Source organism: Neisseria flavescens, from assembly GCF_005221285.1.
Lineage (GTDB): Bacteria > Pseudomonadota > Gammaproteobacteria > Burkholderiales > Neisseriaceae > Neisseria > Neisseria flavescens.
The window spans coordinates 1,957,806-1,983,109 of record NZ_CP039886.1; the positions used below are offsets into that span (position 1 = coordinate 1,957,806).

The 25,304-nt window shown below is 47.6% G+C and carries 32 protein-coding genes and 1 tRNA gene; 21 read left to right on the top strand and 12 right to left on the bottom strand.

What is annotated here, in order from left to right; all coding sequences use genetic code 11:
• The first annotated feature begins 1 nt into the window (after nucleotide 1).
• The 16 genes from rplE (at nucleotide 2) to rplQ (ending at nucleotide 7,898) form a co-directional block, all read left to right on the top strand.
• Nucleotides 2-541, top strand: a complete 540-nt coding sequence (gene rplE / locus FAH67_RS10055) for a 50S ribosomal protein L5 (RefSeq protein ID WP_003684750.1) — start codon at nucleotides 2-4, stop codon at nucleotides 539-541.
• Between the two features lie 2 nt (nucleotides 542-543).
• On the top strand, nucleotides 544-849 hold the full coding sequence (rpsN, locus tag FAH67_RS10060; RefSeq protein WP_003684736.1) for a 30S ribosomal protein S14: 306 nt from the start codon (nucleotides 544-546) through the stop codon (nucleotides 847-849).
• 14 nt (nucleotides 850-863) lie between these two features.
• The gene (gene rpsH, locus FAH67_RS10065) at nucleotides 864-1,256 is read left to right on the top strand and encodes a 30S ribosomal protein S8 (protein ID WP_003684738.1); all 393 of its coding nucleotides are present in this window, start codon (nucleotides 864-866) and stop codon (nucleotides 1,254-1,256) included.
• Between the two features lie 13 nt (nucleotides 1,257-1,269).
• Nucleotides 1,270-1,803, top strand: a complete 534-nt coding sequence (rplF, locus tag FAH67_RS10070) for a 50S ribosomal protein L6 (RefSeq protein WP_004464590.1) — start codon at nucleotides 1,270-1,272, stop codon at nucleotides 1,801-1,803.
• Between the two features lie 13 nt (nucleotides 1,804-1,816).
• Entirely contained in the window at nucleotides 1,817-2,170 is a 354-nt protein-coding gene (rplR, locus tag FAH67_RS10075; protein WP_003749287.1) for a 50S ribosomal protein L18, read from the top strand.
• Between the two features lie 17 nt (nucleotides 2,171-2,187).
• Nucleotides 2,188-2,706 carry a 30S ribosomal protein S5 gene (rpsE, locus tag FAH67_RS10080; RefSeq protein WP_003684704.1) on the top strand — a complete coding sequence of 173 codons (519 nt, stop codon included), beginning with the start codon at nucleotides 2,188-2,190 and terminating at the stop codon, nucleotides 2,704-2,706.
• Nucleotides 2,699-2,884 carry a 50S ribosomal protein L30 gene (rpmD, locus tag FAH67_RS10085; protein WP_003684808.1) on the top strand — a complete coding sequence of 62 codons (186 nt, stop codon included), beginning with the start codon at nucleotides 2,699-2,701 and terminating at the stop codon, nucleotides 2,882-2,884. Before rpsE ends, rpmD begins: the two co-directional genes overlap by 8 nt.
• 1 nt (nucleotide 2,885) lies before the next feature.
• The gene (rplO, locus tag FAH67_RS10090) at nucleotides 2,886-3,320 is read left to right on the top strand and encodes a 50S ribosomal protein L15 (RefSeq protein WP_004464592.1); all 435 of its coding nucleotides are present in this window, start codon (nucleotides 2,886-2,888) and stop codon (nucleotides 3,318-3,320) included.
• Between the two features lie 13 nt (nucleotides 3,321-3,333).
• Complete coding sequence (secY, locus tag FAH67_RS10095) at nucleotides 3,334-4,647, top strand: preprotein translocase subunit SecY (RefSeq protein WP_004464597.1); 1,314 nt, start codon at nucleotides 3,334-3,336, stop codon at nucleotides 4,645-4,647.
• Between the two features lie 4 nt (nucleotides 4,648-4,651).
• Complete coding sequence (infA, locus tag FAH67_RS10100) at nucleotides 4,652-4,870, top strand: translation initiation factor IF-1 (RefSeq protein ID WP_003684714.1); 219 nt, start codon at nucleotides 4,652-4,654, stop codon at nucleotides 4,868-4,870.
• 18 nt (nucleotides 4,871-4,888) lie between these two features.
• Complete coding sequence (gene rpmJ, locus FAH67_RS10105; RefSeq protein ID WP_003697674.1) at nucleotides 4,889-5,002, top strand: 50S ribosomal protein L36; 114 nt, start codon at nucleotides 4,889-4,891, stop codon at nucleotides 5,000-5,002.
• Between the two features lie 67 nt (nucleotides 5,003-5,069).
• Nucleotides 5,070-5,432, top strand: a complete 363-nt coding sequence (gene rpsM / locus FAH67_RS10110) for a 30S ribosomal protein S13 (RefSeq protein WP_004464599.1) — start codon at nucleotides 5,070-5,072, stop codon at nucleotides 5,430-5,432.
• A 19-nt stretch (nucleotides 5,433-5,451) separates the two neighbouring features.
• Nucleotides 5,452-5,847: a 30S ribosomal protein S11 gene (rpsK, locus tag FAH67_RS10115; protein ID WP_002216249.1), complete on the top strand. Its 396-nt coding sequence runs from the start codon at nucleotides 5,452-5,454 to the stop codon at nucleotides 5,845-5,847.
• Nucleotides 5,848-5,866: 19 nt separating this feature from the next.
• Entirely contained in the window at nucleotides 5,867-6,487 is a 621-nt protein-coding gene (gene rpsD, locus FAH67_RS10120; RefSeq protein ID WP_039863983.1) for a 30S ribosomal protein S4, read from the top strand.
• 25 nt (nucleotides 6,488-6,512) lie between these two features.
• Nucleotides 6,513-7,499: a DNA-directed RNA polymerase subunit alpha gene (locus FAH67_RS10125; RefSeq protein WP_004464603.1), complete on the top strand. Its 987-nt coding sequence runs from the start codon at nucleotides 6,513-6,515 to the stop codon at nucleotides 7,497-7,499.
• A gap of 24 nt (nucleotides 7,500-7,523) precedes the next feature.
• Nucleotides 7,524-7,898: a 50S ribosomal protein L17 gene (gene rplQ / locus FAH67_RS10130; RefSeq protein ID WP_039863984.1), complete on the top strand. Its 375-nt coding sequence runs from the start codon at nucleotides 7,524-7,526 to the stop codon at nucleotides 7,896-7,898.
• 349 nt (nucleotides 7,899-8,247) lie between these two features.
• On the opposite strand, the gene FAH67_RS10135 is transcribed toward rplQ, so the two are convergent.
• The 4 genes from FAH67_RS10135 to FAH67_RS10150 all read right to left on the bottom strand — a co-directional run bounded on the left by FAH67_RS10135 (nucleotide 8,248) and on the right by FAH67_RS10150 (nucleotide 13,404).
• The gene (locus FAH67_RS10135; RefSeq protein WP_004464606.1) at nucleotides 8,248-9,672 is read right to left on the bottom strand and encodes an alanine/glycine:cation symporter family protein; all 1,425 of its coding nucleotides are present in this window, start codon (nucleotides 9,670-9,672) and stop codon (nucleotides 8,248-8,250) included.
• 264 nt (nucleotides 9,673-9,936) lie between these two features.
• Nucleotides 9,937-11,448 (bottom strand): lysine--tRNA ligase, encoded by a 1,512-nt coding sequence (gene lysS, locus FAH67_RS10140; RefSeq protein ID WP_039863986.1) that lies wholly within the window; start codon nucleotides 11,446-11,448, stop codon nucleotides 9,937-9,939.
• Between the two features lie 179 nt (nucleotides 11,449-11,627).
• Nucleotides 11,628-13,070: an aldehyde dehydrogenase gene (gene aldA, locus FAH67_RS10145; protein WP_004464609.1), complete on the bottom strand. Its 1,443-nt coding sequence runs from the start codon at nucleotides 13,068-13,070 to the stop codon at nucleotides 11,628-11,630.
• A gap of 258 nt (nucleotides 13,071-13,328) precedes the next feature.
• Nucleotides 13,329-13,404: transfer RNA gene (locus FAH67_RS10150), tRNA-Lys, on the bottom strand.
• Nucleotides 13,405-13,586: 182 nt separating this feature from the next.
• On the opposite strand from FAH67_RS10150, the gene FAH67_RS10155 reads away from it, so the two are divergent.
• A complete protein-coding gene (locus FAH67_RS10155; RefSeq protein ID WP_039863953.1) occupies nucleotides 13,587-13,985 on the top strand; it encodes an Ag473 family lipoprotein in 399 nt (132 codons plus the stop codon).
• A gap of 63 nt (nucleotides 13,986-14,048) precedes the next feature.
• Here FAH67_RS10155 and FAH67_RS10160 read toward each other — a convergent pair whose 3' ends face one another.
• Both FAH67_RS10160 and FAH67_RS10165 read right to left on the bottom strand, forming a co-directional pair.
• Nucleotides 14,049-15,023: a TerC family protein gene (locus tag FAH67_RS10160; protein WP_039863951.1), complete on the bottom strand. Its 975-nt coding sequence runs from the start codon at nucleotides 15,021-15,023 to the stop codon at nucleotides 14,049-14,051.
• Between the two features lie 33 nt (nucleotides 15,024-15,056).
• Nucleotides 15,057-15,506, bottom strand: a complete 450-nt coding sequence (locus tag FAH67_RS10165) for a CopD family copper resistance protein (protein WP_003680628.1) — start codon at nucleotides 15,504-15,506, stop codon at nucleotides 15,057-15,059.
• 254 nt (nucleotides 15,507-15,760) lie between these two features.
• Between FAH67_RS10165 and FAH67_RS10170 the strand changes: the two genes are divergently transcribed.
• Nucleotides 15,761-15,973 (top strand): glycine zipper 2TM domain-containing protein, encoded by a 213-nt coding sequence (locus FAH67_RS10170; protein ID WP_003684747.1) that lies wholly within the window; start codon nucleotides 15,761-15,763, stop codon nucleotides 15,971-15,973.
• A gap of 63 nt (nucleotides 15,974-16,036) precedes the next feature.
• On the opposite strand, the gene FAH67_RS10175 is transcribed toward FAH67_RS10170, so the two are convergent.
• The 5 genes from FAH67_RS10175 to FAH67_RS10195 all read right to left on the bottom strand — a co-directional run bounded on the left by FAH67_RS10175 (nucleotide 16,037) and on the right by FAH67_RS10195 (nucleotide 20,172).
• A complete protein-coding gene (locus FAH67_RS10175) occupies nucleotides 16,037-16,957 on the bottom strand; it encodes a hydrogen peroxide-inducible genes activator (RefSeq protein ID WP_115287660.1) in 921 nt (306 codons plus the stop codon).
• A gap of 3 nt (nucleotides 16,958-16,960) precedes the next feature.
• The gene (gene minE, locus FAH67_RS10180; protein ID WP_003680625.1) at nucleotides 16,961-17,224 is read right to left on the bottom strand and encodes a cell division topological specificity factor MinE; all 264 of its coding nucleotides are present in this window, start codon (nucleotides 17,222-17,224) and stop codon (nucleotides 16,961-16,963) included.
• A 3-nt stretch (nucleotides 17,225-17,227) separates the two neighbouring features.
• Nucleotides 17,228-18,043: a septum site-determining protein MinD gene (gene minD / locus FAH67_RS10185; RefSeq protein ID WP_003680624.1), complete on the bottom strand. Its 816-nt coding sequence runs from the start codon at nucleotides 18,041-18,043 to the stop codon at nucleotides 17,228-17,230.
• Between the two features lie 26 nt (nucleotides 18,044-18,069).
• Complete coding sequence (gene minC, locus FAH67_RS10190; RefSeq protein ID WP_003680623.1) at nucleotides 18,070-18,789, bottom strand: septum site-determining protein MinC; 720 nt, start codon at nucleotides 18,787-18,789, stop codon at nucleotides 18,070-18,072.
• A gap of 147 nt (nucleotides 18,790-18,936) precedes the next feature.
• Nucleotides 18,937-20,172 (bottom strand): FAD-binding domain-containing protein, encoded by a 1,236-nt coding sequence (locus FAH67_RS10195; protein WP_232500819.1) that lies wholly within the window; start codon nucleotides 20,170-20,172, stop codon nucleotides 18,937-18,939.
• 657 nt (nucleotides 20,173-20,829) lie between these two features.
• Between FAH67_RS10195 and FAH67_RS10200 the strand changes: the two genes are divergently transcribed.
• Both FAH67_RS10200 and FAH67_RS10205 read left to right on the top strand, forming a co-directional pair.
• The gene (locus tag FAH67_RS10200) at nucleotides 20,830-21,687 is read left to right on the top strand and encodes an ATP-grasp domain-containing protein (RefSeq protein WP_003680621.1); all 858 of its coding nucleotides are present in this window, start codon (nucleotides 20,830-20,832) and stop codon (nucleotides 21,685-21,687) included.
• Nucleotides 21,688-21,824: 137 nt separating this feature from the next.
• A complete protein-coding gene (locus FAH67_RS10205; RefSeq protein WP_112890751.1) occupies nucleotides 21,825-23,453 on the top strand; it encodes a class I SAM-dependent methyltransferase in 1,629 nt (542 codons plus the stop codon).
• Here FAH67_RS10205 and FAH67_RS10210 read toward each other — a convergent pair whose 3' ends face one another.
• The gene (locus tag FAH67_RS10210) at nucleotides 23,454-23,666 is read right to left on the bottom strand and encodes a hypothetical protein (protein WP_003680615.1); all 213 of its coding nucleotides are present in this window, start codon (nucleotides 23,664-23,666) and stop codon (nucleotides 23,454-23,456) included.
• A gap of 202 nt (nucleotides 23,667-23,868) precedes the next feature.
• Between FAH67_RS10210 and FAH67_RS10215 the strand changes: the two genes are divergently transcribed.
• Nucleotides 23,869-25,260 carry an alanine/glycine:cation symporter family protein gene (locus tag FAH67_RS10215; protein ID WP_039863944.1) on the top strand — a complete coding sequence of 464 codons (1,392 nt, stop codon included), beginning with the start codon at nucleotides 23,869-23,871 and terminating at the stop codon, nucleotides 25,258-25,260.
• Nucleotides 25,261-25,304: the final 44 nt, after the last annotated feature.

The window sequence follows — 25,304 nt, forward strand, 5'->3', positions numbered from 1 at the left end:
CATGGCTCGTTTGAGAGAGTTTTATAAAGATACAGTTGTTCCTGAATTGGTTAAACAATTTGGTTACAAATCAGTAATGGAAGTTCCACGTATTGAAAAAATCACCTTGAATATGGGTGTGGGTGAAGCTGTTGCTGATAAAAAAGTTATGGAACACGCTGTTTCTGATTTAGAGAAAATTGCTGGTCAAAAACCAGTTGTTACTGTTGCTCGTAAATCTATCGCAGGTTTTAAAATCCGTGATAACTATCCAGTTGGTTGCAAAGTAACATTGCGTCGTGATCAAATGTTTGAATTCTTGGATCGTTTGATTACTATTGCGTTGCCTCGTGTACGTGACTTCCGTGGTGTAAGCGGTAAATCATTTGATGGTCGTGGCAATTACAATATGGGCGTTCGTGAGCAAATTATTTTCCCGGAAATTGAATACGATAAAATCGATGCTTTGCGTGGTTTGAATATTACTATTACAACTACTGCAAAAACTGATGAAGAAGCGAAAGCTTTGTTGTCACTGTTCAAGTTTCCGTTTAAAGGATAATCATGGCTAAGAAAGCACTTATTAATCGTGAGCTGAAACGTCAAGCATTGGCGAAAAAGTTTGCAGCTAAACGTGAGGCAATTTTCGCTGTTATTAATGATGCTAATGCGACTGAAGAAGAACGTTTTGAAGCACGTTTGAAGTTTCAATCCATTCCTCGTAATGCAGCACCTGTACGTCAACGTCGTCGTTGTGCTTTAACAGGTCGTCCTCGTGGCACTTTCCGTAAATTTGGTTTGGGCCGTATTAAAATCCGTGAAATCGCTATGCGTGGCGAGATCCCTGGTGTTGTTAAAGCTAGCTGGTAATAGGAGTATAAATAATGAGTATGCATGATCCTATTTCCGATATGTTGACTCGTATTCGCAATGCGCAACGTGCTAATAAAGCAGCAGTTGCCATGCCTTCCTCTAAACTGAAATGTGCAATTGCAAAAGTTTTGAAAGAAGAAGGTTATATCGAGGATTTTGCGGTTTCTGCTGATGCAAAACCGGTATTGGAAATTCAATTGAAATACTATGCAGGTCGTCCTGTGATTGAGCAAATTAAACGTGTTTCACGTCCAGGTTTGCGTATTTACAAAGCATCAAGTGAGATCCCTAGCGTAATGAACGGCCTGGGTGTCGCTATTGTTAGTACTTCTAAAGGTGTAATGACTGATCGCAAAGCCCGTTCTGAGGGTGTTGGTGGTGAGTTGTTGTGCATCGTAGCCTAGTGGAGAAAAGTAAATGTCACGCGTCGCAAAAAACCCAGTGACTGTTCCTGCTGGTGTAGAAGTAAAATTCGGAACAGATGCATTGGTTATCAAAGGTAAAAACGGCGAATTGTCTTTTCCTTTGCATTCCGATGTTGCTATTGAACTGAACGATGGTAAATTGACTTTTGCTGCAAAAAATGACAGTAAACAGGCTAATGCTATGTCTGGTACTGCTCGTGCATTGGTTAATAATATGGTTAAGGGTGTCTCTGAAGGTTTTGAGAAAAAACTTCAATTGATTGGTGTGGGTTATCGTGCCCAAGCTCAAGGTAAAGTTTTGAACTTGTCTTTGGGTTTCTCTCATCCAATCGTATACGAAATGCCTGAAGGTGTTTCTGTTCAAACTCCTAGCCAAACAGAAATCGTTTTGACTGGTGCAGATAAACAAGTGGTTGGCCAAGTCGCTGCTGAAATTCGTGCATTCCGTTCTCCTGAGCCTTATAAAGGTAAAGGTGTTCGTTATGTAGGTGAAGTAGTAGTGATGAAAGAGGCCAAGAAAAAATAATTGAGGTTCACTAATGGATAAACATACAACCCGACTCCGTCGTGCACGCAAAACCCGTGCGCGTATTGCGGACTTGAAAATGGTAAGATTATGTGTGTTCCGCAGCAATAATCATATTTATGCTCAAGTAATTAGTGCTGAAGGTGATAAAGTATTGGCTCAAGCCTCTACATTGGAAGCTGAAGTACGTAGTAGCCTGAAATCAGGTAGCAACGTTGAAGCAGCTGCTGTAGTTGGTAAGCGTATTGCTGAAAAAGCTAAAGCAGTAGGTGTTGAAAAAGTTGCTTTTGACCGTTCAGGTTTCCAATATCACGGTCGTGTGAAAGCTTTGGCTGAAGCTGCACGTGAAAATGGTTTAAGCTTCTAATATTTGGAGACTTTCAGATGGCAAAACATGAAATTGAAGAACGCGGTGACGGCCTGATTGAAAAGATGGTCGCAGTTAATCGCGTGACTAAAGTAGTTAAAGGTGGCCGTATCATGGCTTTCTCTGCACTGACTGTTGTTGGTGATGGTGATGGTCGCATCGGTATGGGCAAAGGTAAATCAAAAGAAGTGCCAGTTGCTGTTCAAAAAGCAATGGATCAAGCTCGACGCTCTATGATTAAAGTACCTTTGAAAAACGGTACTATTCATCATGAGGTTATTGGCCGTCATGGTGCTACTAAGGTATTTATGCAACCTGCTAAAGAAGGTAGCGGTGTGAAAGCTGGTGGTCCAATGCGTTTAGTATTTGATGCTATGGGTATCCATAACATTTCAGCTAAAGTACATGGTTCTACTAATCCTTACAATATTGTACGCGCTACATTAGACGGTTTGTCTAAATTGTATACCCCTGCTGATATTGCTGCTAAACGTGGCTTGACAGTAGAAGATATTTTGGGAGCTAACCATGACTGAGCAAAAAAAGATTAAAGTTACATTGGTTAAGAGCCTGATCGGTACAATTGAATCTCATCGTGCATGTGCTCGCGGTTTAGGTTTGCGTCGCCGTGAACATACTGTAGAGGTTTTGGATACCCCTGAAAACCGTGGCATGATCAATAAAATCAGCTACTTGTTGAAAGTGGAGTCTTAATATGTTTTTGAATACTATTCAACCTGCTGAGGGTGCTACTCACGCTAGCCGTCGTGTAGGCCGAGGTATTGGTAGCGGCTTGGGTAAGACAGGTGGTCGTGGTCATAAAGGTCAAAAAAGCCGTTCTGGTGGCTTCCACAAGGTTGGTTTTGAAGGCGGCCAAATGCCTTTGCAACGCCGTCTGCCGAAACGTGGTTTTAAATCTTTGACTGCTGCCGCTAATGCTGAAGTTCGTTTGAGTGAATTAAATCTGATTGCTGTGAACGAGATTGACGTCTTGGTTCTTAAACAAGCTGGTCTGATTCCTGCAACTGCTTCTAATGTAAAAGTTATTGCTTCTGGTGAAATCTCAAAAGCAGTTACCTTGAAAGGTGTAAAAGCTACTAAAGGTGCTAAAGTTGCTATTGAAGCTGCCGGCGGTAAAGTAGAAGAATAAGGCTTGCACTACAGTGGCTAATCAACAATCTTTATCAGGATTATCCAAATTTGGTGATCTGAAAAAACGTCTGGTGTTCCTTTTAGGTGCTTTAGTCGTTTTCCGTATTGGTGCTCATATACCGGTACCGGGCGTAGATGCTGTTGCATTAGCTAAGTTATACGAAGGCGCTGCAAACGGCATATTCGGAATGTTAAATATGTTCTCGGGTGGTTCGTTGGAGCGCTTTAGTATATTTGCAATTGGTATCATGCCTTATATTTCGGCATCGATTATTGTTCAGCTTGCTTCTGAAATTGTTCCTTCTTTAAAAGCTTTAAAGAAGGAAGGTGAGGCTGGTAGGAAAATAATTACGAAATATACTAGGTATGGGACGGTATTATTGGCTGTATTGCAAAGCTTTGGTGTTGCAACATTTGTTTATCAACAAGGTGTTGTTGTAACGAGTTCGCTTGAGTTTCATATTTCTACAGTAGTCTGTTTGGTTACAGGTACTATGTTTCTGATGTGGTTGGGGGAGCAAATTACCGAGCGTGGTATTGGTAATGGTATTTCTTTAATTATTACAGCAGGCATTGTATCGGGTATTCCATCCGGTATTGTTCGGATGCTAACTTTGACTGAACAAGGCTCTATGAGTATGTTGATGGCAGTATCAATTGTGATTGGTATTTTGCTGTTGATCTATGCTGTAGTTTATTTTGAGAGTGCTCAGCGTAAAGTTCCTGTGCATTATGCTAAAAGACAGTTTGGCTCTGGAATGATGCCGGGACAAAGCATTCATATGCCGTTCAAGCTAAATATGGCAGGTGTGATTCCTCCTATTTTTGCTTCCAGTATCATTTTATTTCCATCTACACTTTTAGGTTGGTTTGGTTCAAATAGTACGAATTCTTTTCTTCATAAGGTTGCTGCAATGCTGCAACACGGACAGTCTTTGTATATCATATTATTTGCCACAACTATCATCTTCTTCTGCTATTTCTATACTGCTTTAGTATTTAGCCCTAAAGAGATGGCTGAAAATTTGAAGAAGAGTGGTGCATTTGTGCCAGGTATTCGCCCAGGTGAGCAAACCTCTAGATATTTGGAAAAAGTTGTACTGAGACTGACATTATTTGGTGCTTTGTATATCACTACAATCTGTCTGATACCTGAATTTTTAACGACGGCATTGAAAGTTCCTTTCTATTTAGGTGGAACATCTCTGCTTATTTTGGTTGTCGTTACAATGGATTTTAGGACACAAATCAATTCATATAGAATGAGTAGTCAGTATGAAGACTTGATGAGTCGTCCAGATATGAAATCTTTGTCACGTAAGTAGGCTTATGGCTAAAGAAGATACCATACAGATGCAGGGCGAAATCCTTGAGACTTTGCCCAATGCAACATTTAAAGTAAAACTGGAAAATGATCATGTAGTACTTGGTCATATATCTGGAAAAATGCGGATGCACTATATTCGTATTTCTCCAGGTGATAAGGTAACAGTTGAATTAACTCCTTATGATTTAACCCGTGCTCGGATTGTTTTCCGAGCAAGATAAACGATAAAAGGAAATAAAATGCGTGTACAACCTTCTGTAAAGAAAATTTGTCGCAATTGCAAGATTATTCGTCGTAATCGTGTAGTTCGCGTAATTTGTACTGACCCACGTCACAAACAACGTCAAGGTTAAGAAGCTAGTTTTCTTAACTATTGATTTTGTGGTATAGTGACATACTTTGCCCTAAAAAGGAAAAAATATGGCTCGTATTGCAGGGGTAAATATCCCTAATAATGCCCATATCGTAATTGGCCTTCAGGCTATTTATGGTATTGGTGCGACTCGTGCTAAATTGATTTGTGAGGCAGCAAATATTGCTCCTACTACTAAAGCAAAAGATTTGGACGAGGATCAATTAGACGCTTTGCGTGAGCAAGTTGCTAAATATGAAGTTGAAGGCGATTTGCGTCGTGAAGTAACGATGAGCATTAAACGACTGATGGATATGGGTTGCTATCGTGGCTTCCGTCATCGTCGTGGCTTGCCTTGTCGTGGTCAACGCACTCGCACAAATGCCCGTACCCGTAAAGGTCCGCGCAAAGCGATTGCCGGTAAGAAATAAATTTTAAGGAATTTGATTAATGGCTAAAGCAAACACAGCTTCGCGTGTACGTAAAAAAGTACGTAAAACCGTAAGCGAAGGTATTGTGCACGTTCATGCATCTTTCAACAATACCATCATTACAATCACTGACCGTCAAGGCAATGCATTGTCTTGGGCTACCTCTGGCGGCGCTGGTTTTAAAGGTTCTCGTAAAAGTACACCATTTGCAGCACAAGTTGCAGCAGAAGCAGCTGGTAAAGTTGCCCAAGAGTATGGCGTTAAAAATTTAGAAGTCCGCATTAAAGGCCCTGGCCCTGGTCGCGAATCTTCTGTACGTGCTTTAAACGCTCTTGGTTTCAAGATTACCAGCATTACTGACGTTACCCCGTTGCCTCATAACGGTTGCCGTCCGCCTAAAAAACGTCGTATTTAATATTGGAGTGATTTAAAACATGGCACGTTATATTGGCCCTAAATGTAAATTAGCACGTCGCGAAGGTACGGATCTGTTTTTGAAGAGTGCACGTCGCTCTTTGGATTCCAAATGTAAAATGGATTCTGCACCTGGTCAACACGGTGCGAAAAAACCACGTTTGTCAGACTACGGTTTGCAATTGCGTGAAAAACAAAAAATCCGTCGTATTTATGGCGTATTAGAGCGTCAATTCCGTCGTTACTTCGCGGAAGCAGCTCGTCGTAAAGGCTCTACCGGTGAATTGCTGTTGCAATTGCTGGAGTCTCGTTTGGACAATGTCGTTTATCGTATGGGTTTCGGATCTACTCGCGCCGAAGCACGTCAATTGGTTTCTCACAAAGCTATCGTCGTAAACGGTCAAGTTGTTAATATCCCTTCTTTCCAAGTTAAAGCAGGTGATGTTGTAGCTGTTCGTGAAAAAGCTAAGAAACAAGTACGTATCCAAGAAGCATTGAGCCTGGCTACTCAAATTGGCTTGCCAAGCTGGGTATCTGTTGATGCCGACAAATTGGAAGGCGTATTCAAAAATATGCCGGATCGCTCAGAATTGTCTGGCGATATTAATGAACAGCTGGTGGTAGAGTTCTACTCTAAATAATGCTAGCTCAATGAGGGACAGTTAAATGCAAAATAGCACAACCGAATTTTTGAAACCTCGTCAAATCGATGTAGATACTTTGTCTTCCACTCGGGCCAAGGTGTCTATGCAGCCATTTGAACGTGGTTTTGGTCATACTTTAGGTAATGCTTTGCGTCGTATCTTACTGTCATCCATGAATGGCTTTGCCCCAACTGAAGTAGTTATTTCCGGCGTATTGCACGAATACTCTACTATTGATGGTGTTCAAGAGGATGTTGTTGACGTTCTCTTGAACATTAAAGGTATCGTATTCAAGCTTCACGGTCGTAACCAGGTTCAGTTGACTTTGAAAAAAACAGGTGCCGGTGCTGTTGTAGCCGGTGATATTGATTTGCCACACGATGTGGAAATCATCAATCCTGAACATGTTATTTGCCACTTGTCCGACAATGGTCAAATCGACATGGAAATTAAAGTAGAGCAAGGTCGTGGTTATCAATCTGTTTCAGGCCGTCGCGTATTGCGTGATGATAACAAACAGATTGGTGCGATTCAGTTGGATGCGAGCTTTTCGCCCATCAGTCGTGTTAGCTTTGAAGTTGAACCTGCACGCGTAGAGCAACGCACGGATTTGGATAAATTGGTTTTGGATATTGAAACCAATGGTTCTATTGATCCAGAAGAAGCTGTACGTAGTGCCGCACGTATCTTAATTGACCAAATGTCTATTTTTGCAGATCTGCAAGGTACTCCGGTTGAAGAGGTTGAAGAAAAAGCGCCTCCTATCGATCCTATCTTGCTGCGTCCTGTAGATGATTTGGAATTAACCGTACGTTCAGCTAATTGTCTGAAAGCTGAAGATATTTACTATATTGGCGATTTGATTCAACGTACTGAAACCGAGCTTCTCAAGACCCCTAATTTGGGTCGTAAATCTTTGAATGAGATCAAAGAAGTGTTGGCCTCTAAAGGTCTGACATTAGGTTCCAAATTAGAAGCTTGGCCGCCTGTAGGCTTAGAAAAGCCGTAAGTTTGAAGATTAAAGGATAATGACATGCGTCATCGTAATGGCAACCGCAAATTAAACCGTACTAGCAGCCACCGTGCTGCGATGCTGCGCAATATGGCGAATTCCTTGTTGACTCACGAAACCATCGTGACAACTTTGCCTAAAGCAAAAGAATTGCGCCGCGTAGTTGAGCCCTTGATTACCTTGGGTAAAAAACCTTCTTTGGCAAACCGTCGTTTGGCTTTTGACCGCACTCGCGATCGTGATGTTGTAGTTAAATTGTTTGACGAATTGGGCTCACGCTTTGCTGCTCGTAACGGCGGCTATGTTCGTGTACTGAAATACGGTTTCCGTAAAGGCGACAATGCTCCTTTGGCATTGGTTGAATTGGTTGATAAAGCAGCTGATTCTGCTGAATAAGCAAATTAATATGAAAGCACTGCCTTTTCTCAGGTAGTGCTTTTTTATTTGGATGATTCCTTTCTTATTTCATAATTTACAATGCATCAATTGTAAACCACTATTTTGTAAGTATTTCTTATTTTCTATTACTCGGGAAAATGGCTGGGAATAGTAATGGAGACCTTTGCAAAATTCCTTTTTCCCCGACAGCCGAAAACCTGTGTTTGGGTTTCGGCTGTCGGGGAAAAAGGAATTTTGCAAAGGGCTCCATTAGTCTGCCCCTTAAGGCTTCTGCTTTAAGGGGCATCGTTTTGTCTAAATGGCAGGGATTAAAAAGGCCGTCTGAAATTTCAGACGGCCTTTGGTTTTACCAGATATCGGATTTGATTTTGCGTTTCAAGCCTGGGTGTTCAGAGAGTTTGAACTCTGGGTCTTTACCCATTTTCAGCTTGGCTGTGTAGTCTTTCAACAGCAGGAAGGCAAGTGGGGACAGGAACAGGATGGCGACGAGGTTAATCCATGCCATGATGCCCATGGCCATGTCCGCCATATCCCATACCAAAGGCACATTGGCAACCGCGCCGAAATAGACCCACGCCAAAACCAGCATACGGAAGACGGCGGTAACCAGCCAATGGCTCTTGATGAATTGGACGTTGGACTCGGCATAGGCATAGTTGCCGATAACGGTGGAAAAGGCAAACATAAACAGGATGACGGCAAGGAAGCCTGCGCCCCATTGGCCCACTTGGCTGACAATCACCGCCTGCGTCAATGCCGCGCCGCTCAAATCGCCATAAGGCTGTTGGTAAATCAAGATGATAAAGGCGGTGCAAGAACAAACGATGATGGTATCGACAAACACGCCCAGCATTTGAATCATACCTTGGGAAACAGGGTGTTTCACTTCGGCTGCTGCTGCGGCGTTCGGTGCGGAACCCATACCCGCCTCGTTGGAATACAGGCCGCGTTTGATGCCCATCATCATCGTTTGCGAAATCAGACCGCCGAGGAAACCGCCGCCCGCCGCTTCGACATTAAACGCGTTGCCGAAAATCTGACCGAACACGTCCGGAATCATCGGAAGATTGGTCAAAATGATGAAAAGCGCGATAAAGAGGTACAAAACCGCCATTAAAGGCACGACGATTTCCGCCGCTTTAGATACGCGCCTGATGCCGCCGAAGATAATCGGCGCGGTTAAAATCACCAGGGCAACGCCGACATAATGAGGCTCCCAACCCCACGCCGCTTTGACGGTATCGGCGATGGTATTGGTCTGTACGGCTTCAAATACAAAGCCGAAACAGAAAATCAGGCTCAGGGCGAACAAAACGCCCAGCCATTTTTGTCCCAGGCCTTGAGTGATGTAGTAGGCAGGGCCGCCTCGGAAGTGGTGGTTGTCGTAGTCCCGGACTTTAAAGAGTTGAGCCAGCGAGGATTCGACAAACGCAGAACTCATGCCGATTAAGGCGGTTATCCACATCCAGAACACTGCGCCCGGCCCGCCGAGTTTGATGGCAATCGCCACGCCGGCGATGTTGCCCACGCCTACGCGGCTGGCCAAGCCGGTAACGAATGCTTGGAACGGTGTGATCCCGTGCGGATCATCACCTTGTTTGCGGCCGCTCAGCATTTCTTTGATACTGCGACCGAAGAGGCGGAATTGTACAAAACCGGTAGTAACGGTGAAAAATAGGCCTGCGCCTAAAAGCATATATACCAACCCCGACCACATTGGGTCGTTGATGGCATTTATCCAGCCGTGAAGCTGTTCGAAAAATTGATCCATACAAACCTTTCAGAGTTTCTGCATTTTCAGACGGCCTGTGTGTGGAGGCTGTCTGTAACTGGATGTATTCTAGCAGACTGTCAACAAACTGAAAAACGTTTACATATTCTTTTTTATATTATCTTTTTGATTATCATGTGATTTTATTATTATGGTGTAAAGGATTTATCGATTTTAATTTTTCCGTTTTACATATTTGAACAAAAAGGCCGTCTGAAAACAGAGTCTTGTTTTCAGACGGCCTTTTTTTATTATCTGCCTACCTTATTCGGGACGCATTTGCGGGAACAGGATCACGTCGCGGATGGTTTGCGAATCGGTCAGCAGCATCACCAGGCGGTCGATACCAATGCCACAGCCGCCGGTCGGTGGCAGGCCGAATTCCATCGCGCGGATGTAGTCAGCATCATAGTGCATCGCTTCGTCGTCGCCCGCGTCTTTTTGCGCCACTTGCGCTTTGAAGCGTTCGGCCTGGTCTTCCGGATCGTTCAACTCGGAATAGCCGTTTGCCAGCTCGCGCCCGACAACGAAAAGCTCGAAGCGTTCGGTCAAGCCCGGTTTGCTGTCGGATGCGCGTGCCAACGGAGAAACTTCGACCGGGTAATCGACGATGAAGGTCGGATTCCACAGCTTGCCCTCGGCGCAACCTTCAAACAGGGCAAGTTGCAGGCTGCCGATGCCCGGAGACGGCGGCAGGCTTTCGCCGTGTTTGACGATTTCTTTTTTCAGCCATTCCGCATCGTTCAACTGCTCGTCGGTGTAGTGCGGATTGTATTTTTTGATGGCTTCGAGGATGGTCAGACGCTCAAACGGGCTTTCCAAATCGACTTCTTTGCCGTTGTAAGTGATGTTTGCCGTACCGTTTACTGTGCGCGATGCGTTTCTGATGATGTCTTCCGCCATCTGCATCATACGTTCGTAGTCGGAGAAGGCTTCGTAAAATTCAATCATCGTAAATTCGGGGTTGTGGCGCACGGACATGCCTTCGTTGCGGAAGCTGCGGTTGATTTCAAACACGCGTTCCAAGCCGCCGACAACCAGGCGTTTCAGATACAGCTCGGGGGCGATGCGCAGGTAGAGCGGGATGTCCAAAGCGTTGTGGTGGGTTACGAAGGGTTTCGCCGTCGCGCCGCCGGGAATCGGGTGCATCATCGGGGTTTCGACTTCGAGATAATGCTCGCCCACCATAAAATTACGCACGGATTGGATGATTTGGCTGCGTTTGATAAAGGTATTGCGCGATTCTTCGTTGGCAATCAAATCAACATAGCGTTGGCGGTATTTGGTTTCCTGATCGCTCAAGCCTTTGTGTTTGTCCGGCAGAGGGCGCAGGGATTTGGACAGCAGGCGGATGTCGGACACGCGCACGGTCAATTCGCCGTGGTTGGTTTTGAACAAAGTACCTTCCGCGCCAACGATGTCGCCCAAGTCCCAGTGGTTGAAGTCGTCCAAAACTTCCTGACTTACGCCTTTGTTGTTCAGATAAAGCTGGATTTGACCGGTAACGTCTTGAATGGTGGCGAAGCTGGCTTTACCCATTTGACGTTTGAGCATCATGCGACCGGCAACTTTGACAGGAATGCCTTGCGGGTCGAGTTCTTCTTTGCTGATTTCACCGTATTGGGTATGCAGGTCGGCGGCAAAGCTGTCGCGTTTGAAGTCGTTGGGATAGGCGTTGCGCTGTTGGCGGATGTCGTGCAGTTTTTCGCGGCGCAGGGCGATGATTTGGTTTTCGTCCAACTGCGGCTCGATTTGCGGATTGTTTTGTTCGCTCATGGTGTTTTCCGGAAAAATGAGTCAGGCTGTCGGAGTTTTCAGACGGCCTGAATAAAGTGAAAAATTGGCTCTATTTTACGCGATGTCGGTGTTTTTTTCTATAAAGGCAGAAAGGCCGTCTGAAACCTGAAAAATCGGTTTCAGACGGCCTTTTGTTCCATGAGGGGCTGTATCGGCGGTTAGATATCGGTTTCCAAATAAACGACTTGGGTTTGCAGATATTCTTCCAAACCATGTTTGCCATCGGCGCCGCCGATACCTGATTTTTTCCAACCGGCATGGAAGCCCTGCATGGCTTCGAAGTTCTCGCGGTTGATGTAGGTTTCGCCGAAACGCAGGCGGCGGGTTACATAAAACGCTTCATTCAAATTGGTGGTATAGACGGAGCTGGTCAGGCCGAATTCGCTGTCGTTTGCCAAAGCGATGACTTGGTCGAGTGTGTCGAAAGTGGCAACCGGCAGGACGGGGCCGAAGGTTTCTTCCTTCATGATGTCCATACTGTTGTCGGTATCGGTCAGCAGGGTAGGCTCGAAGAAATAGCCGCGTCCTTCGGCTCGTTTGCCGCCGCAAACCAAGGTCGCGCCTTGTCTAACTGCGCGTTCGACTTTCTCGGCAACGGCTTTGACAGCACGCTCTTCAATCAACGGGCCCATTTCCAGCGCGCCTGCTTCGGCTTCGGCCGGGTTGCCGTAGCGTACGCCTTTCATGGCGGCGGTCATTTTTTCAATAAATGCGTCTTTCAGGCTGCTGTGGACATATACGCGTTCGGCGCAGTTACAGATTTGGCCGGTATTGCCCACGCGTGAAGCCAAGATGGATTTGATGGCCAGATCCAAGTCGGCATCTTTCAGAACGATGGCAGGGGCTTTGCCGCCGAGTTCCAATGAGACTTTGGTAATGTTGGTGGCGGCGGCTTCCATTACTTGGCGGCCTGCTTCTACAGAACCGGTCAGGCTGACCATATCGACTTGCGGATGTGATGCCAAGGCATTGCCGATTTCCGCACCCGGACCGTTCACAACGTTGAACACGCCTGCTGGCAGTCCGACCGCATCGACGATTTCGGCGAAGATGTGGCAGTTGATCGGGGTTACGCTGCTGGGTTTGACGACGATGGTGTTGCCCGTTACCAAAGCGGGACCCATTTTGCGGGCAATCAGGAAGAAGGGGAAGTTCCACGGCAAAATGCCGGCGATTACGCCCAAAGGACGTTTGAACAATAAAATATTTTCGCGCGGGCGGTCGCTTTGGATGATTTCACCTTCATAACGGCGCGCCCATTCGGCTTGGTAGTCGAGATAATCGGCAGTGAACATGACTTCTATGCGTGCCAAATCTTTGGTTTTGCCGCCTTCGGCGACAATGGTGTCGGTCAGCTCGTCGGCGCGTTCGCGGATGCCTTGGGCAATTTTGCGCAGGTATGCGCCGCGTTCAACGGCAGGCAAACGCTCCCATGCAGTTTGTGCATCTCTGGCCGAAGCAACGGCACGATCAACATCGGCTTTTCCGCCTTTAGGCTCACGTGCGATGACTTCTTCGGTTGCCGGATTCAATACATCACGCCATGCGCCGTTAAAGTCGGTTTCAAAGCGGCCGTTAATATACATAGACAGTTGTTTCATCAAACCTTCTCCTGTTGTTGTAGTTGGATGTAGTTTTAGTCTATGCCTAAATTGTCTGGCATACAAGAGGATTTAGCGTGGGTTGATGTTAGGTATTTGGAAGTTTTTAGAAAAAGATGATGGGTGAGGGAGTTGGGTTTGATTGATTTAAGAGGTTTGTGATGTTTTGAGTTACATCTATAACAGCATTGTGACAAGAAGAAAGGCTTGATGGAAAATATAAAAAAACCTGCTTTTTTTAAAGCAGGTTTTCATATTTGGTGGGTCGTGAGCGATTCGAACGCTCGACCAACGGATTAAAAGTCCGCTGCTCTACCGACTGAGCTAACGACCCGATAAGCTGTGCATTATATGGAGCTTGTTTCTTTTCGTCAACTGTTTTTTTGAAATTTTTTTCAAAAAACGTAAACCGGCTGTTATTTGGCGTTAATTCTCCCTTTTTTGAGCGTTTATTATGTTATGATTTTTTGGTCTGTCAGTTTTGACAGATATTTTTTGGACCAAAGGATATACAACATGAAAAAATTATTGATTGCTGCAATGATGGTAGCCGGCTTGGCGGCGTGTACACAAGAAGCGAAAAAAGAAACCCAAGAGGCGGCTTCTGCTGTTGCTTCCGATGTAAACGCTGCTGCTGAAAATGCAGCTTCTGCTGTTGATGCTGCTGCTTCTGAAGCCAAAGGTGCGGCTGAGCAAGCTGTTTCTGATGTTAAAGACGCTGCTGCAGATGCTAAAGCAACTGCAGATAAAGCAGTTTCTGACGCTAAAGATGCTGCCGGTAAAGCGGTTGGAGAAGCTAAAGAAGCGGTTTCTGATGCTAAAGATGCTGCCAAAGACGCAGCTAAAGACGCTATGGGTAAAGCAGCCGATGCGACTCAAGAAGCAGCCGACAAATTGAAAGACGCTGCTAAATAAGCTGGTGTTTGATATTTGAAAAGGCCGTCTGAAATGTTCAGACGGCCTTTTTATATCGGCAGATTATTTTTTCTCTTGCTGACGCGTGTACACCAAAGAAGTCAGGATGGATGCGCCCAGTGCGCCGAAGACGACGGACAGGGAAATGGAAATCGGGATATGCACCCAGTGCATAATCAGCATCTTGATACCGATAAAGCTCAACACGAAAGCCAAGCCGTATTTAAGGAAAATAAAGCGTTCGGCAAAGTCTGCCAGTAAGAAGTACATGGCGCGCAGGCCCAAGATGGCAAAAATATTGGAAGTGAGGACGATGAAAGGGTCGGTGGTTACGGCAAAAATAGCGGGGATGCTGTCCACAGCGAAGATGACGTCGCTCAATTCGATCATAATCAATACCAGAAAAAGCGGCGTAGCGATGCGTTTACCGTTTTCGATGGTAAAGAATTTTTCACCGTCAAACTGTTGGCTGGTCGGAATGACTTTTTTGAGTAGGGTCAGGATCTTGTTTTGGGAAAGGTCTTCTTCAGCTTCGGCTTCCGGTTTCATCATGTGAATGCCGGTGTATAAGAGGAAGGCGCCGAAGAGGTACAAAATCCATTCAAATTGTTGTACCAAGGCTGCGCCGATGAAGATCATAATGGCGCGCAGGACGATGGCACCGAATACACCATAGAGCAAGACGCGGTGTTGGAATTTGGGTTCGACTTTGAAGTAGCCGAAAATCATCAGGAAAACGAAGATGTTATCGACGGCAAGGGATTTTTCGAGTACATAGCCGGTGAAGAATTCGAGGACTTTTTCTTTGGCGACAACGGCCCCGTAAGTCGGGTTACCCGCCAATTCAAAATAGAGCCAGCCTGCAAATGCGCAGGATACGGCTACCCAAATGCCGCTCCAAGCAAGGGCTTCTTTGATACTGACTTTGTGGGCGCCGTTTTTTTTCAGCGATACCATATCGATGGCGATCATGATTAAGACGGCAATAAAGAAGATGCCGTAAAACATCGGTGAGCCGACGGACGGGTATTGGGTCATAAACAATCCTTGTGTGTGGGGTATGGGTAAGGTTTACCAAGACAGGTAGAACATCGCCTTGGCAAAAAAGACGATAAACAGCATATGGCTGAAGACAACGGCGTGTATGTATTTCGACCAGCCGACAGTGAGGGTGTGTCGGGCCATTTTGACAACGGCGATGGCAAAATGTACCAAAACGCTTACTGCCAACAGGATTTTGACGCTCAACATAATGCTGAAGGCACTGTCGAGAGGATGGTGCAGCGTTGGCAGATAACGGTTGTACACCATGACGATGCCGCTGATGAAAAGGGTGATGACGACAATCGGCATCACGCGGACGGCACGATGGGACATGGCACGTTCGACTTCGCGGCGCGATTCGCGCGAAACGCGGCCGGTGTGCAAAACGGAGAGAACCAGCATTTCGAAAAATACGCCGCCGACAAAGGCAATCGCGCAATAAACGTGGATGATGTGTGCCAGTGCGTAGGTACTCATGACGGGTGTTTCCGGTAGTTCAGACAAGTCATCATTGTATCACTACCGAATGCGGTTGATGTGTGCGCAATTTTATGCCAAAGATATTAAATTTTATAAATATTCTATTGGAATTGCCGTTTGTTTTTGAAGTTAACCGTTCATCAAAAGCGTTATCTTAGTTTAATCTGTCTTTACTTATCAGAAAATATATTAATGAAAGGTTGTGCCATACTGCTCTATATATAGCTTAACCCCTGATGGAGAATCAAACCATGAAGAAAACTTTTGCAAAAACTGTGACCTTGATCATGCTGGCTGCCTCTTTGGGTGCATGTGCCAATATGACTCAAACCCAACGCAACACTGCTGCTGGTGCGGTATTGGGTGGCGTGGCAGGTAACTTGATTGGTGGCGATACCGGCTCTACCTTGGGTGGTGCGGCTTTGGGCGGCGTTATCGGCAGTCAGGTTCATACCCGCTACTAATTCTTTATCCGGTTAAAAATAAAAAGGCCGTCTGAACATTCAGACGGCCTTTCGTTTTGCGGTTTATTCGTTGACGAAGGTTACACCGGTCAGTTGCGATTGCAAAATGGCAGTGCGCAAAGCAGTCAGTGCTTTCGGGCGGACAAAGTTGCGGCGATAGGCCAAAACGACACGGCGGTGCGGCGCATTGCCTTCAAACGGGATAATGCTGAAAAGCATATGGTCGTTTTCGGTCAAGGCGGTAGCCGGCATGACGCTGATGGCCAAACCGCTGGCAACCATGTGGCGGATGGTGTTGATGGAGCTGCCTTGCAGGGTATTGGTCAAACCTTGGATTTTCTGTTTGGAAGCCAATTCGGAACAGCTTGCCAACACTTGGTCGCACATACAGTTGCCTTCGGATAGCAGCAACACTTGTTCTTCGCTCAAAAGCTGGGGCGTAACGGCATCAAGTTCTTCAAAGTGATGGCCTTTGGGAACAATGACGAAGAAAGGTTCGTCATACAGAGGCTCGGTTACGATGCCCGGCTCTTGGAACGGTTCGGCAACGACGATTGCATCGACATCGCCACGTTTGAGCGACTCGGTCAGGATGTGGGTATAGTTCTCTTCCAGCATCAGCGGCATTTTCGGCGCGGTTTCACGCAGCGCGGTAATGAGCTTGGGCAGAAGGTAGGGGGCAACGGTAAAAATCAGGCCGAGTTTGAACGCACCTTCCAATTCGTTTTGCTCTTCATTGGCAAGGTGTTTGATGAGTTCCGCTTCTTCCAGAACCCGGCGGGCTTGGGCGACAATGCGCTCGCCTGCTTCGGTCGTGATGATGTCGTTGCTGCTACGGTCGAACAGGGATACCGACAGCTCTTCCTCCAGCTTTTTGATGGCGATGGAGAGGGTGGGCTGGCTGACAAAGCAGCGTCGTGCGGCACGTCCGAAGTGACGTTCTTGTGCGACGGCTACGATGTAACGCAATTCGGTCAAGGTCATGTGTTAAGCCTTTTTTTGTTCCGGCAGGGTGATGTTCAGCTCAAGAACGTCCAAGCCGTCTTGTTTCTCTTGGGAGATGCGGATGTCGTCCAATGATACGTTGACGTATTTGGACAGGACTTCCAACAACTCTTTACGCAGGGTCGGCAGATAGTCCGGAGCTTGGCCTTCTTGTGCGCGTTCTTGAGCGATGATGATTTGCAGGCGGTCGCGCGCGACTGTGGCGGTTTTCGGCTTTCTGCCGAACAGCATATCGAGCAGTGACATGTATTAACCTCCGAACAGTCGTTTTAAGAAGCTTTTCTTCTCAGCTTCGAGGAAACGCATTTCGCGGTTTTCACCCAAGAGGCGGGCGATAACGTCTTTATAAGCTTCTGCGGCGGCGGCATTGTCTTGGTGGATGACAGGCTCGCCGGCGTTGGAAGCTTGCAGAACGTTTTGTGATTCAGGAATCACACCGATCAACGGAATACGCAAGATGTCGCAGATGTCTTGTACAGACAGCATTTCGCCTTTGGCTACGCGCTCAGGGGAGTAGCGGGTAATCAGCAGGTGCTCTTTAACAGTGCCGCCTTGTTCTGCTTTGCGGGATTTGCTTTGCAAAATGCCCAAGATACGGTCGGAGTCGCGGACGCTGGATACTTCCGGATTGGTGGTAATGATGGCTTCGTCGGCAAAGTAGAGTGCCATCAGCGCACCTTGTTCGATACCGGCAGGGGAATCGCAGATGATGAATTCGAAGCCCATTTTTTTGCTGGCCAGCTCTTTCATCACGTTCTCCACGCCTTCGCGGGTCAGTGCGTCTTTATCGCGGGTTTGCGATGCAGGCAGGATGTAGAGGTTTTCGCAGTTTTTGTCTTTAATCAGGGCTTGGTTGAGAGTCGCTTCGCCGTGGATGACGTTGATGAGGTCGTATACGACGCGGCGTTCGCAACCCATAATCAGGTCAAGGTTGCGCAAACCGACGTCGAAGTCGATCACGGCAGTTTTGTGGCCACGCAGGGCCAGGCCGGTTGCGATGCTGGCGCTGGTAGTGGTCTTGCCTACGCCGCCTTTACCTGAAGTTACTACGATGATTTTGGACACGATATTTCCTTTTTAAGTACTGATGTTTATTCGGCGTCGATTGCGCTGATAACCAGTCGGTTGTCTTGCAATGATACTTGTACGGGTTTTTTGTGCAGATGCTCGGGCAGGTCTTGCTCGAAGTTGCGGTAGATACCGGCAACGGAGACTAATTCGGCCTGCATGGAATGAATAAAGATGCGCGCGTTGGTATTGCCTTTGGCACCGGCCAACGCTCTGCCGCGCATGGGGGCGTAAACATGGATGTTGCCGTCGGCGATAAGTTCCGCACCTTGGCTGACGATGCCGGTGACGATGAGGTCGCCGTTTTCAGCGTAAACCTGCTGGCCGGTACGCACGGGCGTGCTGACCAATACGGTCGGATTGTTAATAACGGTGGCTTGTACGTCTTGCGGCTGCGGTGCTTGGCGGGGGGCAGGCGCTGCCTGTGTGTCGGCTGCCTGGGTGGAGTTGCCTTGTTTGAATACCAAGTGGTAACGCGCCGCTGCTGCCGCCCATGTGTCACTGGTGTGGTGCAGCCCTAAGATTTGCATGCCGTAACGGGCAAACAGGGAAATCATGCCGCCCAAATCGATGGATTCGGGGTGGTCGAAATCTTGTACGTCTAAAATGAAGGGAACGAATTCGTCTTGGGATTGGCCTGCCAGTTGGCGCAGGAATTCTTCCAATTCGGTTAAATCTGCGGTGTGCAGATGGATGGATAAGACGTCCAAACGTGACGTTTTTATGTCGAATGCGGGTTTCATTGTAATGAAATAATAAAATTTTTTAATGACGTAAGTTTACCGTGTAAATCTTGGCTATTCAATCTGTTTGGCCGTCTGAAACCAAAATATTTTGTTTGAACGTTTTTCAGCTGTATTTAGTGTGGTTTTTTGGTATGAACGCAGGTTTCAGACGGCCTTGGGAAAGGGGTAGCCGTGTGTGTCGATGTCATCGGCGGCGGCCCACGGCGTGTGGATAAGGGTGGACGGCAGGTGCGCCAATTCGGGGACGTAACTGCGGATGTAGCTGCCGTCGGGATCGATTTGATGCGAACGGTGGGCATAGCGTACGGTGGCTGTGTCTTGTGCGGCGAAGTGCCAGTTGGCTTGGTTGAGCGCGGGGTCGGTGCCGGTTTGGACGGAGGCTGTCCACGCGATGCCTTGGTTGGGATCGAAGTTGAGCGCATGGCAGAAATAGTGGGCGCACAGCTGCTGGAGAATGGGGTGTAAGTGGCCGGTGGCTTCGAGGCCGCGGATGGAGGCATCGATGATGGGCACGCCGGTTTGGCCGTGTCGCCAGTATTCGCGTACCGGAGCGGCATCGGTTGTTTCGGGCAGGCGGCGGTGGTAGGCGAGCTGGTAGCAGTAGTCGCGGAAAATAAGTTTTTCCAGCCACTCGAAATGTCGGTTTGCCAAGCCTTCGGCGGCCAGCAGGCGCGGTGAAATGCAGCCTGCGGACAGGTAGGCATTGAGGAGGCTGGTGTTTTTTCGTGCCGGAAAGGTTTGGGTAATCGGGTAGTGAACCAAATTCTGTTTGAACGCGTGCCATTGCGTTAAGGCTGCGGTTTCGCCACCCTGTTGATAGGCAGGCAATACTGCGCCGGTATGGGCTGGAAACAGTGGAACGTTTTGTCCGGTTTGAACAGGCAATTCGGTTTCAGACGGCCTTTGTCCTGAATAAGCCTGCAACCATGCTTGTTTATAGGCGGCAAAATCGGTGTAGGGCAGGCCGTTGGCATCCATGAGGGGGGATTTGGCCAAAATGCCGCGGTCGTTGGCGTGTTGCAGGGTAATGCCTGCCCGGTCGAAATTGTGCCAGAGGTGGTTGTCTTGGCGGATTTCGGCTTCGGTGTAGGCTTCGTCTGTGATGACGGTATGGGCATTGAGTGCAGCAGCCAAGGGGAGGAGGTCTTCATCGGAAGCGACGACATATAAAGGGATATGATGCGCCGCCAGACGGGTATGCAGCTCTTGCGCGGCTTGATAGTGGAACAGGCTTTGACGCGAATTGTGGTTTTCAGACGGCCTTTGGCTGACCCAGACGCAGGCGATGGGTAAACCGCTTGCAACGGCGGCATTAAGCGCGGCATTGTCGTGCAGGCGGAGGTTGCGGCGGAACCAGACAAGGACGTGAGCAGATTTCATGAGCATGTTCCGACGAAAAAGGGAAAACCATTTTATCAGAATCAGCCTCATGGTTGACTGTTTGCACGGGGCTGGAAACGGCTTCGGCCAATGGAACAATGGTATTGTCCCACGGGTGGCGTATGCCCTTCCATGTGCCTACAACAATCTCTTTAGCTGCCAGATAGGATGCTTCCAGGGGAGGTGGACAGGCAACCCTTAGGTGCTTTCAATACCCTAGGAACGGAATTACTCTCTATCCTATCAGTAAGAAAATCGAAAAACTTGCAGCTGTACATTTACTTTCAAAAATCAGAAAGAAACACTCCTACTGTTTCTACATGTTCTACATACGCTTTTCCCTATATCTATAGCATTCATTGGAAAGTTTTTCCTGCTTTATGCAATCTGGATCAATGAAACCAAATATTTCAAATTGTGAATCATTATATACCTCATGCTGATGATCTTTTAATGAACATCCAAAAAGCAAAATAAAAACAATTATTAATAAAATATTTCTAAGGATATATAATGTAGTCATTAGGATTGTCCGGATTTATAAATTTATATTTTCCATCTTTATTAGGATTTATTACCTCTTGTATCAGGCCGTCTGAAAAATCTTTTGGTTTGATTTTGCTATATAATTTTGGTTTTAGCAATGAGGCGGCAACCATGACCGAGCAAACCGTTTTGGCACTCATTACCTGCCAAACCTATCCCGAACCATCGGACAACCTGAAAATATTGGCGGCATGCTTGGAAAATATGGGCGTGAAAACCGTATTTGATGCGTGGCAAAACCATCCGTCCGCGCCGTTTTTGCTGCCTTTGTGCGCATGGGATTATGCCGCCGAACCCGAAGCCTTCCGCCAATGGCTGGAGCAAGCCGAGCGGGCGGGGCAGCGTTTTATCAATCCGCCCGAGCTGATGGCTTGGAATATGGAAAAGACTTATTTGTGCGATTTGGCGGCGCACGGCGCGCAAGTGATTCCCAGCGTGTTCGTTCCGCCGCAAAAAGCCGAGTTGGCGGACATCCTGAACCGACAAGGCTGGACGGAAGCAGTCATCAAGCCGGCATTCGGGCAGAGCGGCAAAGGCGTGGTCAAAGTTTGTGCGGACGTATTGGACGTGGATATGGCGGATTATCCCCAAGGCATGATTGTTCAACCTTATATCCGCGAAATCGAAACGGCGGGCGAAACCTCGCTGGTGTTTTTCAACGGCGCATTCAGCCATGCCGTACGCCGTCAGCCGCCCCAAGGCGAATGGCGCGCCAACTCGGCCTATGGCGTGTCGGTGTTCGGTATCGAGCCGCCCGAGTTTGCCGTCCGTGCCGCGCAAGACGTACTGGCCGCTTTGCCGCAAATGCCGGTTTACGCCCGAGTGGATGGTACATTGGTCGGCGACACCTTCCTGCTCAATGAGTTGGAACTCATCGAGCCCGCCCTGTATTTGCACATCAGCGAAGGCGCAACGGAACGCTTTGCCCGAGTGTTGGCGCAGTTGCTTGGGCAATATTCATCAACCTGACTTTATCAATATAAGACGTATGCGCATACCTTCAGACGGCATACCTGTTCGGAAGTACCGATAATTTCCGTGCGGTTGAAGTAGGCAGGCGAATTGGTTAAACTTGCGGGCATATTGTCTTTAGAGTGAACAGAAATATGTCGAACAAAAAGAAAAAAGCCGCTTCCGCGCGCCCTGTTATGGCGAAGAAAGCGCGGCAGACGGTTGTCGGCAGTCCTGCCTCCCATATTGCGGAACCTTCGGAAATATCGGACATCAAAAATTCATATGATGATTTGATGTATGAATCCAAAGCATTTTCCCAAACCGCCATCAACGCCTTGGAGGCTCGCGCCCGCATGATGGGTCTGAAGCCTGCAGCAGCGGCAAAAGCCAAGGTCTTGGAGCTGGGCTGTTCGATGGGCGGCAACATCATCACGCAGGCTCTTTATTACCCGGATGCGGAATTTGTCGGTATCGACTTGTCCGGCAGGCAGGTTGCGCAGGGCAACGCCATCATTGAAAAAATGGGCTTGAAAAATGTGCACCTGGAAGAAAAAGATATTTTGACCATCGATGAATCATTCGGGAAGTTCGACTATATTATCGTCCACGGTATTTGGTCGTGGGTTCCCGATACGGTTAAAGACAAAATTTTTTCGATTTGCCGGAACAACCTGACAGAACACGGCATTGCCTATATTTCATACAATGTTTACCCCGGCTGGAAACGGCAGGAGCAGTTGCGCGAAATTATGTACTTTGCCGGCAGGGATGTGCTTGAAGAACCCTTGGAAGCGCGAACGCAGAAAGGCTTGGACGCGCTCAAGGCGTTGGCGGAAATTTTGGAAAACGACAAGGGCTTGGGCGGCGGCGGCAAACTTCCGGCGATTCAAAAAATATTGAATCACAATACTTATTATGTCGCACACGAATATATGGAAATATTCAACGACCCGATTTACGTCAACGGCTTCATCGAATGGGCTAACCGCCACAGGCTCGCATATATCGGGGATACCGATTTGCACGTGTCTTTTGTTTCTTGGATGGCGGAGCATACGCGGGATCGGATTCTGGCATTGGCAGGGGGCGATTATATTGCCAAAGAATTTTACAGCGATATTTTATCCGACCGCCAATTCCGCCGTTCGCTTTTATGCCGTGAGGAAGTCGGGGATACTGTCAGGCGTGATGAGTCGGTTGCCGTCGAAGTGATAGAAAGTTTGAATTTCCGCCCGGCAAGAGGGGAAACAATCAACTTTGATGAAAACGATACCCTGCTTTCGGGCATACGCGATGTGATGAAAACCGGAGAGGCGTTTAAAACGGAAGATGTTGCGGAAAATCTTGCCCGCCGATTTCCCGGTCTAGAATTTGACCGCATGAAAATCAATTCTCAGCTTTTATTGCAAACCATTCTCGGGCGTTTTTCTGTTTCATCAGACAATGCGGGCAAACAATTTTTTGAAGACCATAAAACCTATGTGCCGGCGCGTTTTACAGATTATGTCGCCGCCTTTGTGGAACACGGCGCGGAAGCGTTTGTCCAGCCTGCCAACCGTTACAACGAAAGCACCCCCTCATTCGGGTACGGGCATTTGTACATTATGCGGCAATTATCGCGGCCGACGAGCAAACAGGCATTGATTGAAACGGTTGCCGAAAACTTGAACATCGTCAGCACCACGCCCGACGGTTTGACATTCCATCCGCCTGCAAGAGTTTATGTAGAACAAATCCTGTCAGAGTTGGCGGAAAGGCATTTTTTTGCTCGGGCAGACTGATTATCCGAAACCGTCGGCCGTCATGACAAACCGCCCATTACGCATTTCTTGCTGCAGGATAGCAAGCCTCAGGCCGTCTGAAAACCATCTTTCAGACGGCCTGAGGCTTTTTTTAAACAAGATTTGCGTGTTTGTATTTTTCAATAATGTGCCATTTGTCGATTGTGTTATTTTAATTGTTGCAGTCTTAATTGATGGTTGATTAACTTTCATTTGGCATTTTTTCTCGACTACAGCCTTTATTTTTAGCGGATTGTAAACAATCTGGCCGGTCTAAATAGATATCTTTTTAGGATAAAATATCAAAAATCTTTTTAAAAAGAAAGATATTGTCTTATTGAATATTCTGTGTTGAAATTACATGACACTACAAAAAGTAGTGCATAAAAAAATAAAACAGACAAAGGAGAAAGCCATGCAATTGTTTTTAGACAATCTCAAAGCCTTTTTTGAAACCATCAGCGGCTGGGTCTGGGGACCTGTCATGTTGGTATTGCTGGTCGGTACGGGCATTTTGCTGACCGTTTTGCTGAAAGGCTTGCAGTTCACTATGTTGGGTTATGCGCTGAAACAGGCGTTTGTGCCGTCAAAGAAGCATGAAGACGGCGAAGACCACGAAGGCGATATTTCCCATTTTGCGGCGTTGATGACCGCGCTGTCCGCCACCATCGGCACGGGTAACATCGCCGGTGTGGCGACTGCGGTGGTAACCGGCGGCCCGGGCGCGGTATTTTGGATGTGGATGACCGCCATTTTCGGCATGGCCACCAAATACGGCGAGGGCGTGTTGGCGGTGAAATACCGCGTCACCAATTCCAAAGGCGAAATGTCCGGCGGCCCGATGTATTACATCGAAAAAGGCTTGGGCAAAAACTGGAAATGGATGGCCGTCGCATTTGCGCTGTTCGGCACATTCGCTTCATTCGGCATCGGCAGCTCGGTGCAGTCCAACTCAGTCGCTCAAGCGGTTCAGACGAGCTTCGGCATCAATCCTGTCTATACCGGCATCACTTTGACCGTTCTGACTGCCATCGTTGTGTTGGGCGGTATCAAAGGCATCGCCAAAGCCGCTTCTTTCATCGTACCTGCCATGGCAGTGTTTTATGTGGTGGGCGGTATCTCCATTATCGTGATTAATTCTGATGCACTGATGCCCGCCGTCAACCTGATTTTCTCCGACGCGTTCAGCGCGAAAGCAGTCGCCGGCGGTGCTATCGGTACCGTTATCCGCTACGGCGTGGCGCGCGGCGTGTTCTCCAATGAGGCGGGCATGGGTTCTGCACCGATTGCCGCCGCAGCCGCCAAAACCGACCACCCCGTCCGTCAGGCTTTGGTTTCCATGACCGGTACGTTTTTGGACACCATCGTCGTTTGCTCGATTACCGGCATTATTTTGGTGATGGGTCTGCTCGGCGCAGGCGGCGAGTTTGTCAAACCTGAATTGAGCGGCGCGGCGCTGACAACCGTCACTTTTCAAAAAATGCTGCCCGGCATTGGCGGCTGGATTGTTACCATCGGCCTGATTTTCTTTGCCTACTCAACCATTCTCGGCTGGTGTTATTACGGCGAGAAATGCGCGGTTTACGTCTTCGGCGAGAAGTTTGCCGGTTTGTACCGCGTCGGTTATGTTTCTTCGGTTATGCTGGGAACTGTGTTGAGCCTTGATTTGGTGTGGCTGGCTTCGGACACATTCAACGGCTTGATGGCATTGCCCAACCTGATTGCGCTTTTGTTGATGGCGAAAGTCATCGTCAATGAAACGCGCGACTTCAAACAAAAAATCAAAAACGGCGAATTGCCGCATTAATATCCAAGGCCGTCCGGACATTCAGACGGCCTATATTCAATTTG

Excerpts from the sequence above, each read along its gene's own strand:
- rplE (WP_003684750.1), top strand. The coding sequence starts at position 2 with ATGGCTCGTTTGAGAGAGTTTTATAAAGATACAGTTGTTCCTGAATTG.
- rpsN (WP_003684736.1), top strand. The coding sequence starts at position 544 with ATGGCTAAGAAAGCACTTATTAATCGTGAGCTGAAACGTCAAGCATTG.
- rpsH (WP_003684738.1), top strand. The coding sequence starts at position 864 with ATGAGTATGCATGATCCTATTTCCGATATGTTGACTCGTATTCGCAAT.
- rplF (WP_004464590.1), top strand. The coding sequence starts at position 1,270 with ATGTCACGCGTCGCAAAAAACCCAGTGACTGTTCCTGCTGGTGTAGAA.
- rplR (WP_003749287.1), top strand. The coding sequence starts at position 1,817 with ATGGATAAACATACAACCCGACTCCGTCGTGCACGCAAAACCCGTGCG.
- rpsE (WP_003684704.1), top strand. The coding sequence starts at position 2,188 with ATGGCAAAACATGAAATTGAAGAACGCGGTGACGGCCTGATTGAAAAG.
- rpmD (WP_003684808.1), top strand. The coding sequence starts at position 2,699 with ATGACTGAGCAAAAAAAGATTAAAGTTACATTGGTTAAGAGCCTGATC.
- rplO (WP_004464592.1), top strand. The coding sequence starts at position 2,886 with ATGTTTTTGAATACTATTCAACCTGCTGAGGGTGCTACTCACGCTAGC.
- infA (WP_003684714.1), top strand. The coding sequence starts at position 4,652 with ATGGCTAAAGAAGATACCATACAGATGCAGGGCGAAATCCTTGAGACT.
- rpmJ (WP_003697674.1), top strand. The coding sequence starts at position 4,889 with ATGCGTGTACAACCTTCTGTAAAGAAAATTTGTCGCAATTGCAAGATT.
- rpsM (WP_004464599.1), top strand. The coding sequence starts at position 5,070 with ATGGCTCGTATTGCAGGGGTAAATATCCCTAATAATGCCCATATCGTA.
- rpsK (WP_002216249.1), top strand. The coding sequence starts at position 5,452 with ATGGCTAAAGCAAACACAGCTTCGCGTGTACGTAAAAAAGTACGTAAA.
- rpsD (WP_039863983.1), top strand. The coding sequence starts at position 5,867 with ATGGCACGTTATATTGGCCCTAAATGTAAATTAGCACGTCGCGAAGGT.
- FAH67_RS10125 (WP_004464603.1), top strand. The coding sequence starts at position 6,513 with ATGCAAAATAGCACAACCGAATTTTTGAAACCTCGTCAAATCGATGTA.
- rplQ (WP_039863984.1), top strand. The coding sequence starts at position 7,524 with ATGCGTCATCGTAATGGCAACCGCAAATTAAACCGTACTAGCAGCCAC.
- FAH67_RS10135 (WP_004464606.1), bottom strand. The coding sequence starts at position 9,672 with ATGGATCAATTTTTCGAACAGCTTCACGGCTGGATAAATGCCATCAAC.
- lysS (WP_039863986.1), bottom strand. The coding sequence starts at position 11,448 with ATGAGCGAACAAAACAATCCGCAAATCGAGCCGCAGTTGGACGAAAAC.
- aldA (WP_004464609.1), bottom strand. The coding sequence starts at position 13,070 with ATGAAACAACTGTCTATGTATATTAACGGCCGCTTTGAAACCGACTTT.
- FAH67_RS10155 (WP_039863953.1), top strand. The coding sequence starts at position 13,587 with ATGAAAAAATTATTGATTGCTGCAATGATGGTAGCCGGCTTGGCGGCG.
- FAH67_RS10160 (WP_039863951.1), bottom strand. The coding sequence starts at position 15,023 with ATGACCCAATACCCGTCCGTCGGCTCACCGATGTTTTACGGCATCTTC.
- FAH67_RS10165 (WP_003680628.1), bottom strand. The coding sequence starts at position 15,506 with ATGAGTACCTACGCACTGGCACACATCATCCACGTTTATTGCGCGATT.
- FAH67_RS10170 (WP_003684747.1), top strand. The coding sequence starts at position 15,761 with ATGAAGAAAACTTTTGCAAAAACTGTGACCTTGATCATGCTGGCTGCC.
- FAH67_RS10175 (WP_115287660.1), bottom strand. The coding sequence starts at position 16,957 with ATGACCTTGACCGAATTGCGTTACATCGTAGCCGTCGCACAAGAACGT.
- minE (WP_003680625.1), bottom strand. The coding sequence starts at position 17,224 with ATGTCACTGCTCGATATGCTGTTCGGCAGAAAGCCGAAAACCGCCACA.
- minC (WP_003680623.1), bottom strand. The coding sequence starts at position 18,789 with ATGAAACCCGCATTCGACATAAAAACGTCACGTTTGGACGTCTTATCC.
- FAH67_RS10195 (WP_232500819.1), bottom strand. The coding sequence starts at position 20,172 with ATGAAATCTGCTCACGTCCTTGTCTGGTTCCGCCGCAACCTCCGCCTG.
- FAH67_RS10200 (WP_003680621.1), top strand. The coding sequence starts at position 20,830 with ATGACCGAGCAAACCGTTTTGGCACTCATTACCTGCCAAACCTATCCC.
- FAH67_RS10205 (WP_112890751.1), top strand. The coding sequence starts at position 21,825 with ATGTCGAACAAAAAGAAAAAAGCCGCTTCCGCGCGCCCTGTTATGGCG.
- FAH67_RS10210 (WP_003680615.1), bottom strand. The coding sequence starts at position 23,666 with ATGAAAGTTAATCAACCATCAATTAAGACTGCAACAATTAAAATAACA.
- FAH67_RS10215 (WP_039863944.1), top strand. The coding sequence starts at position 23,869 with ATGCAATTGTTTTTAGACAATCTCAAAGCCTTTTTTGAAACCATCAGC.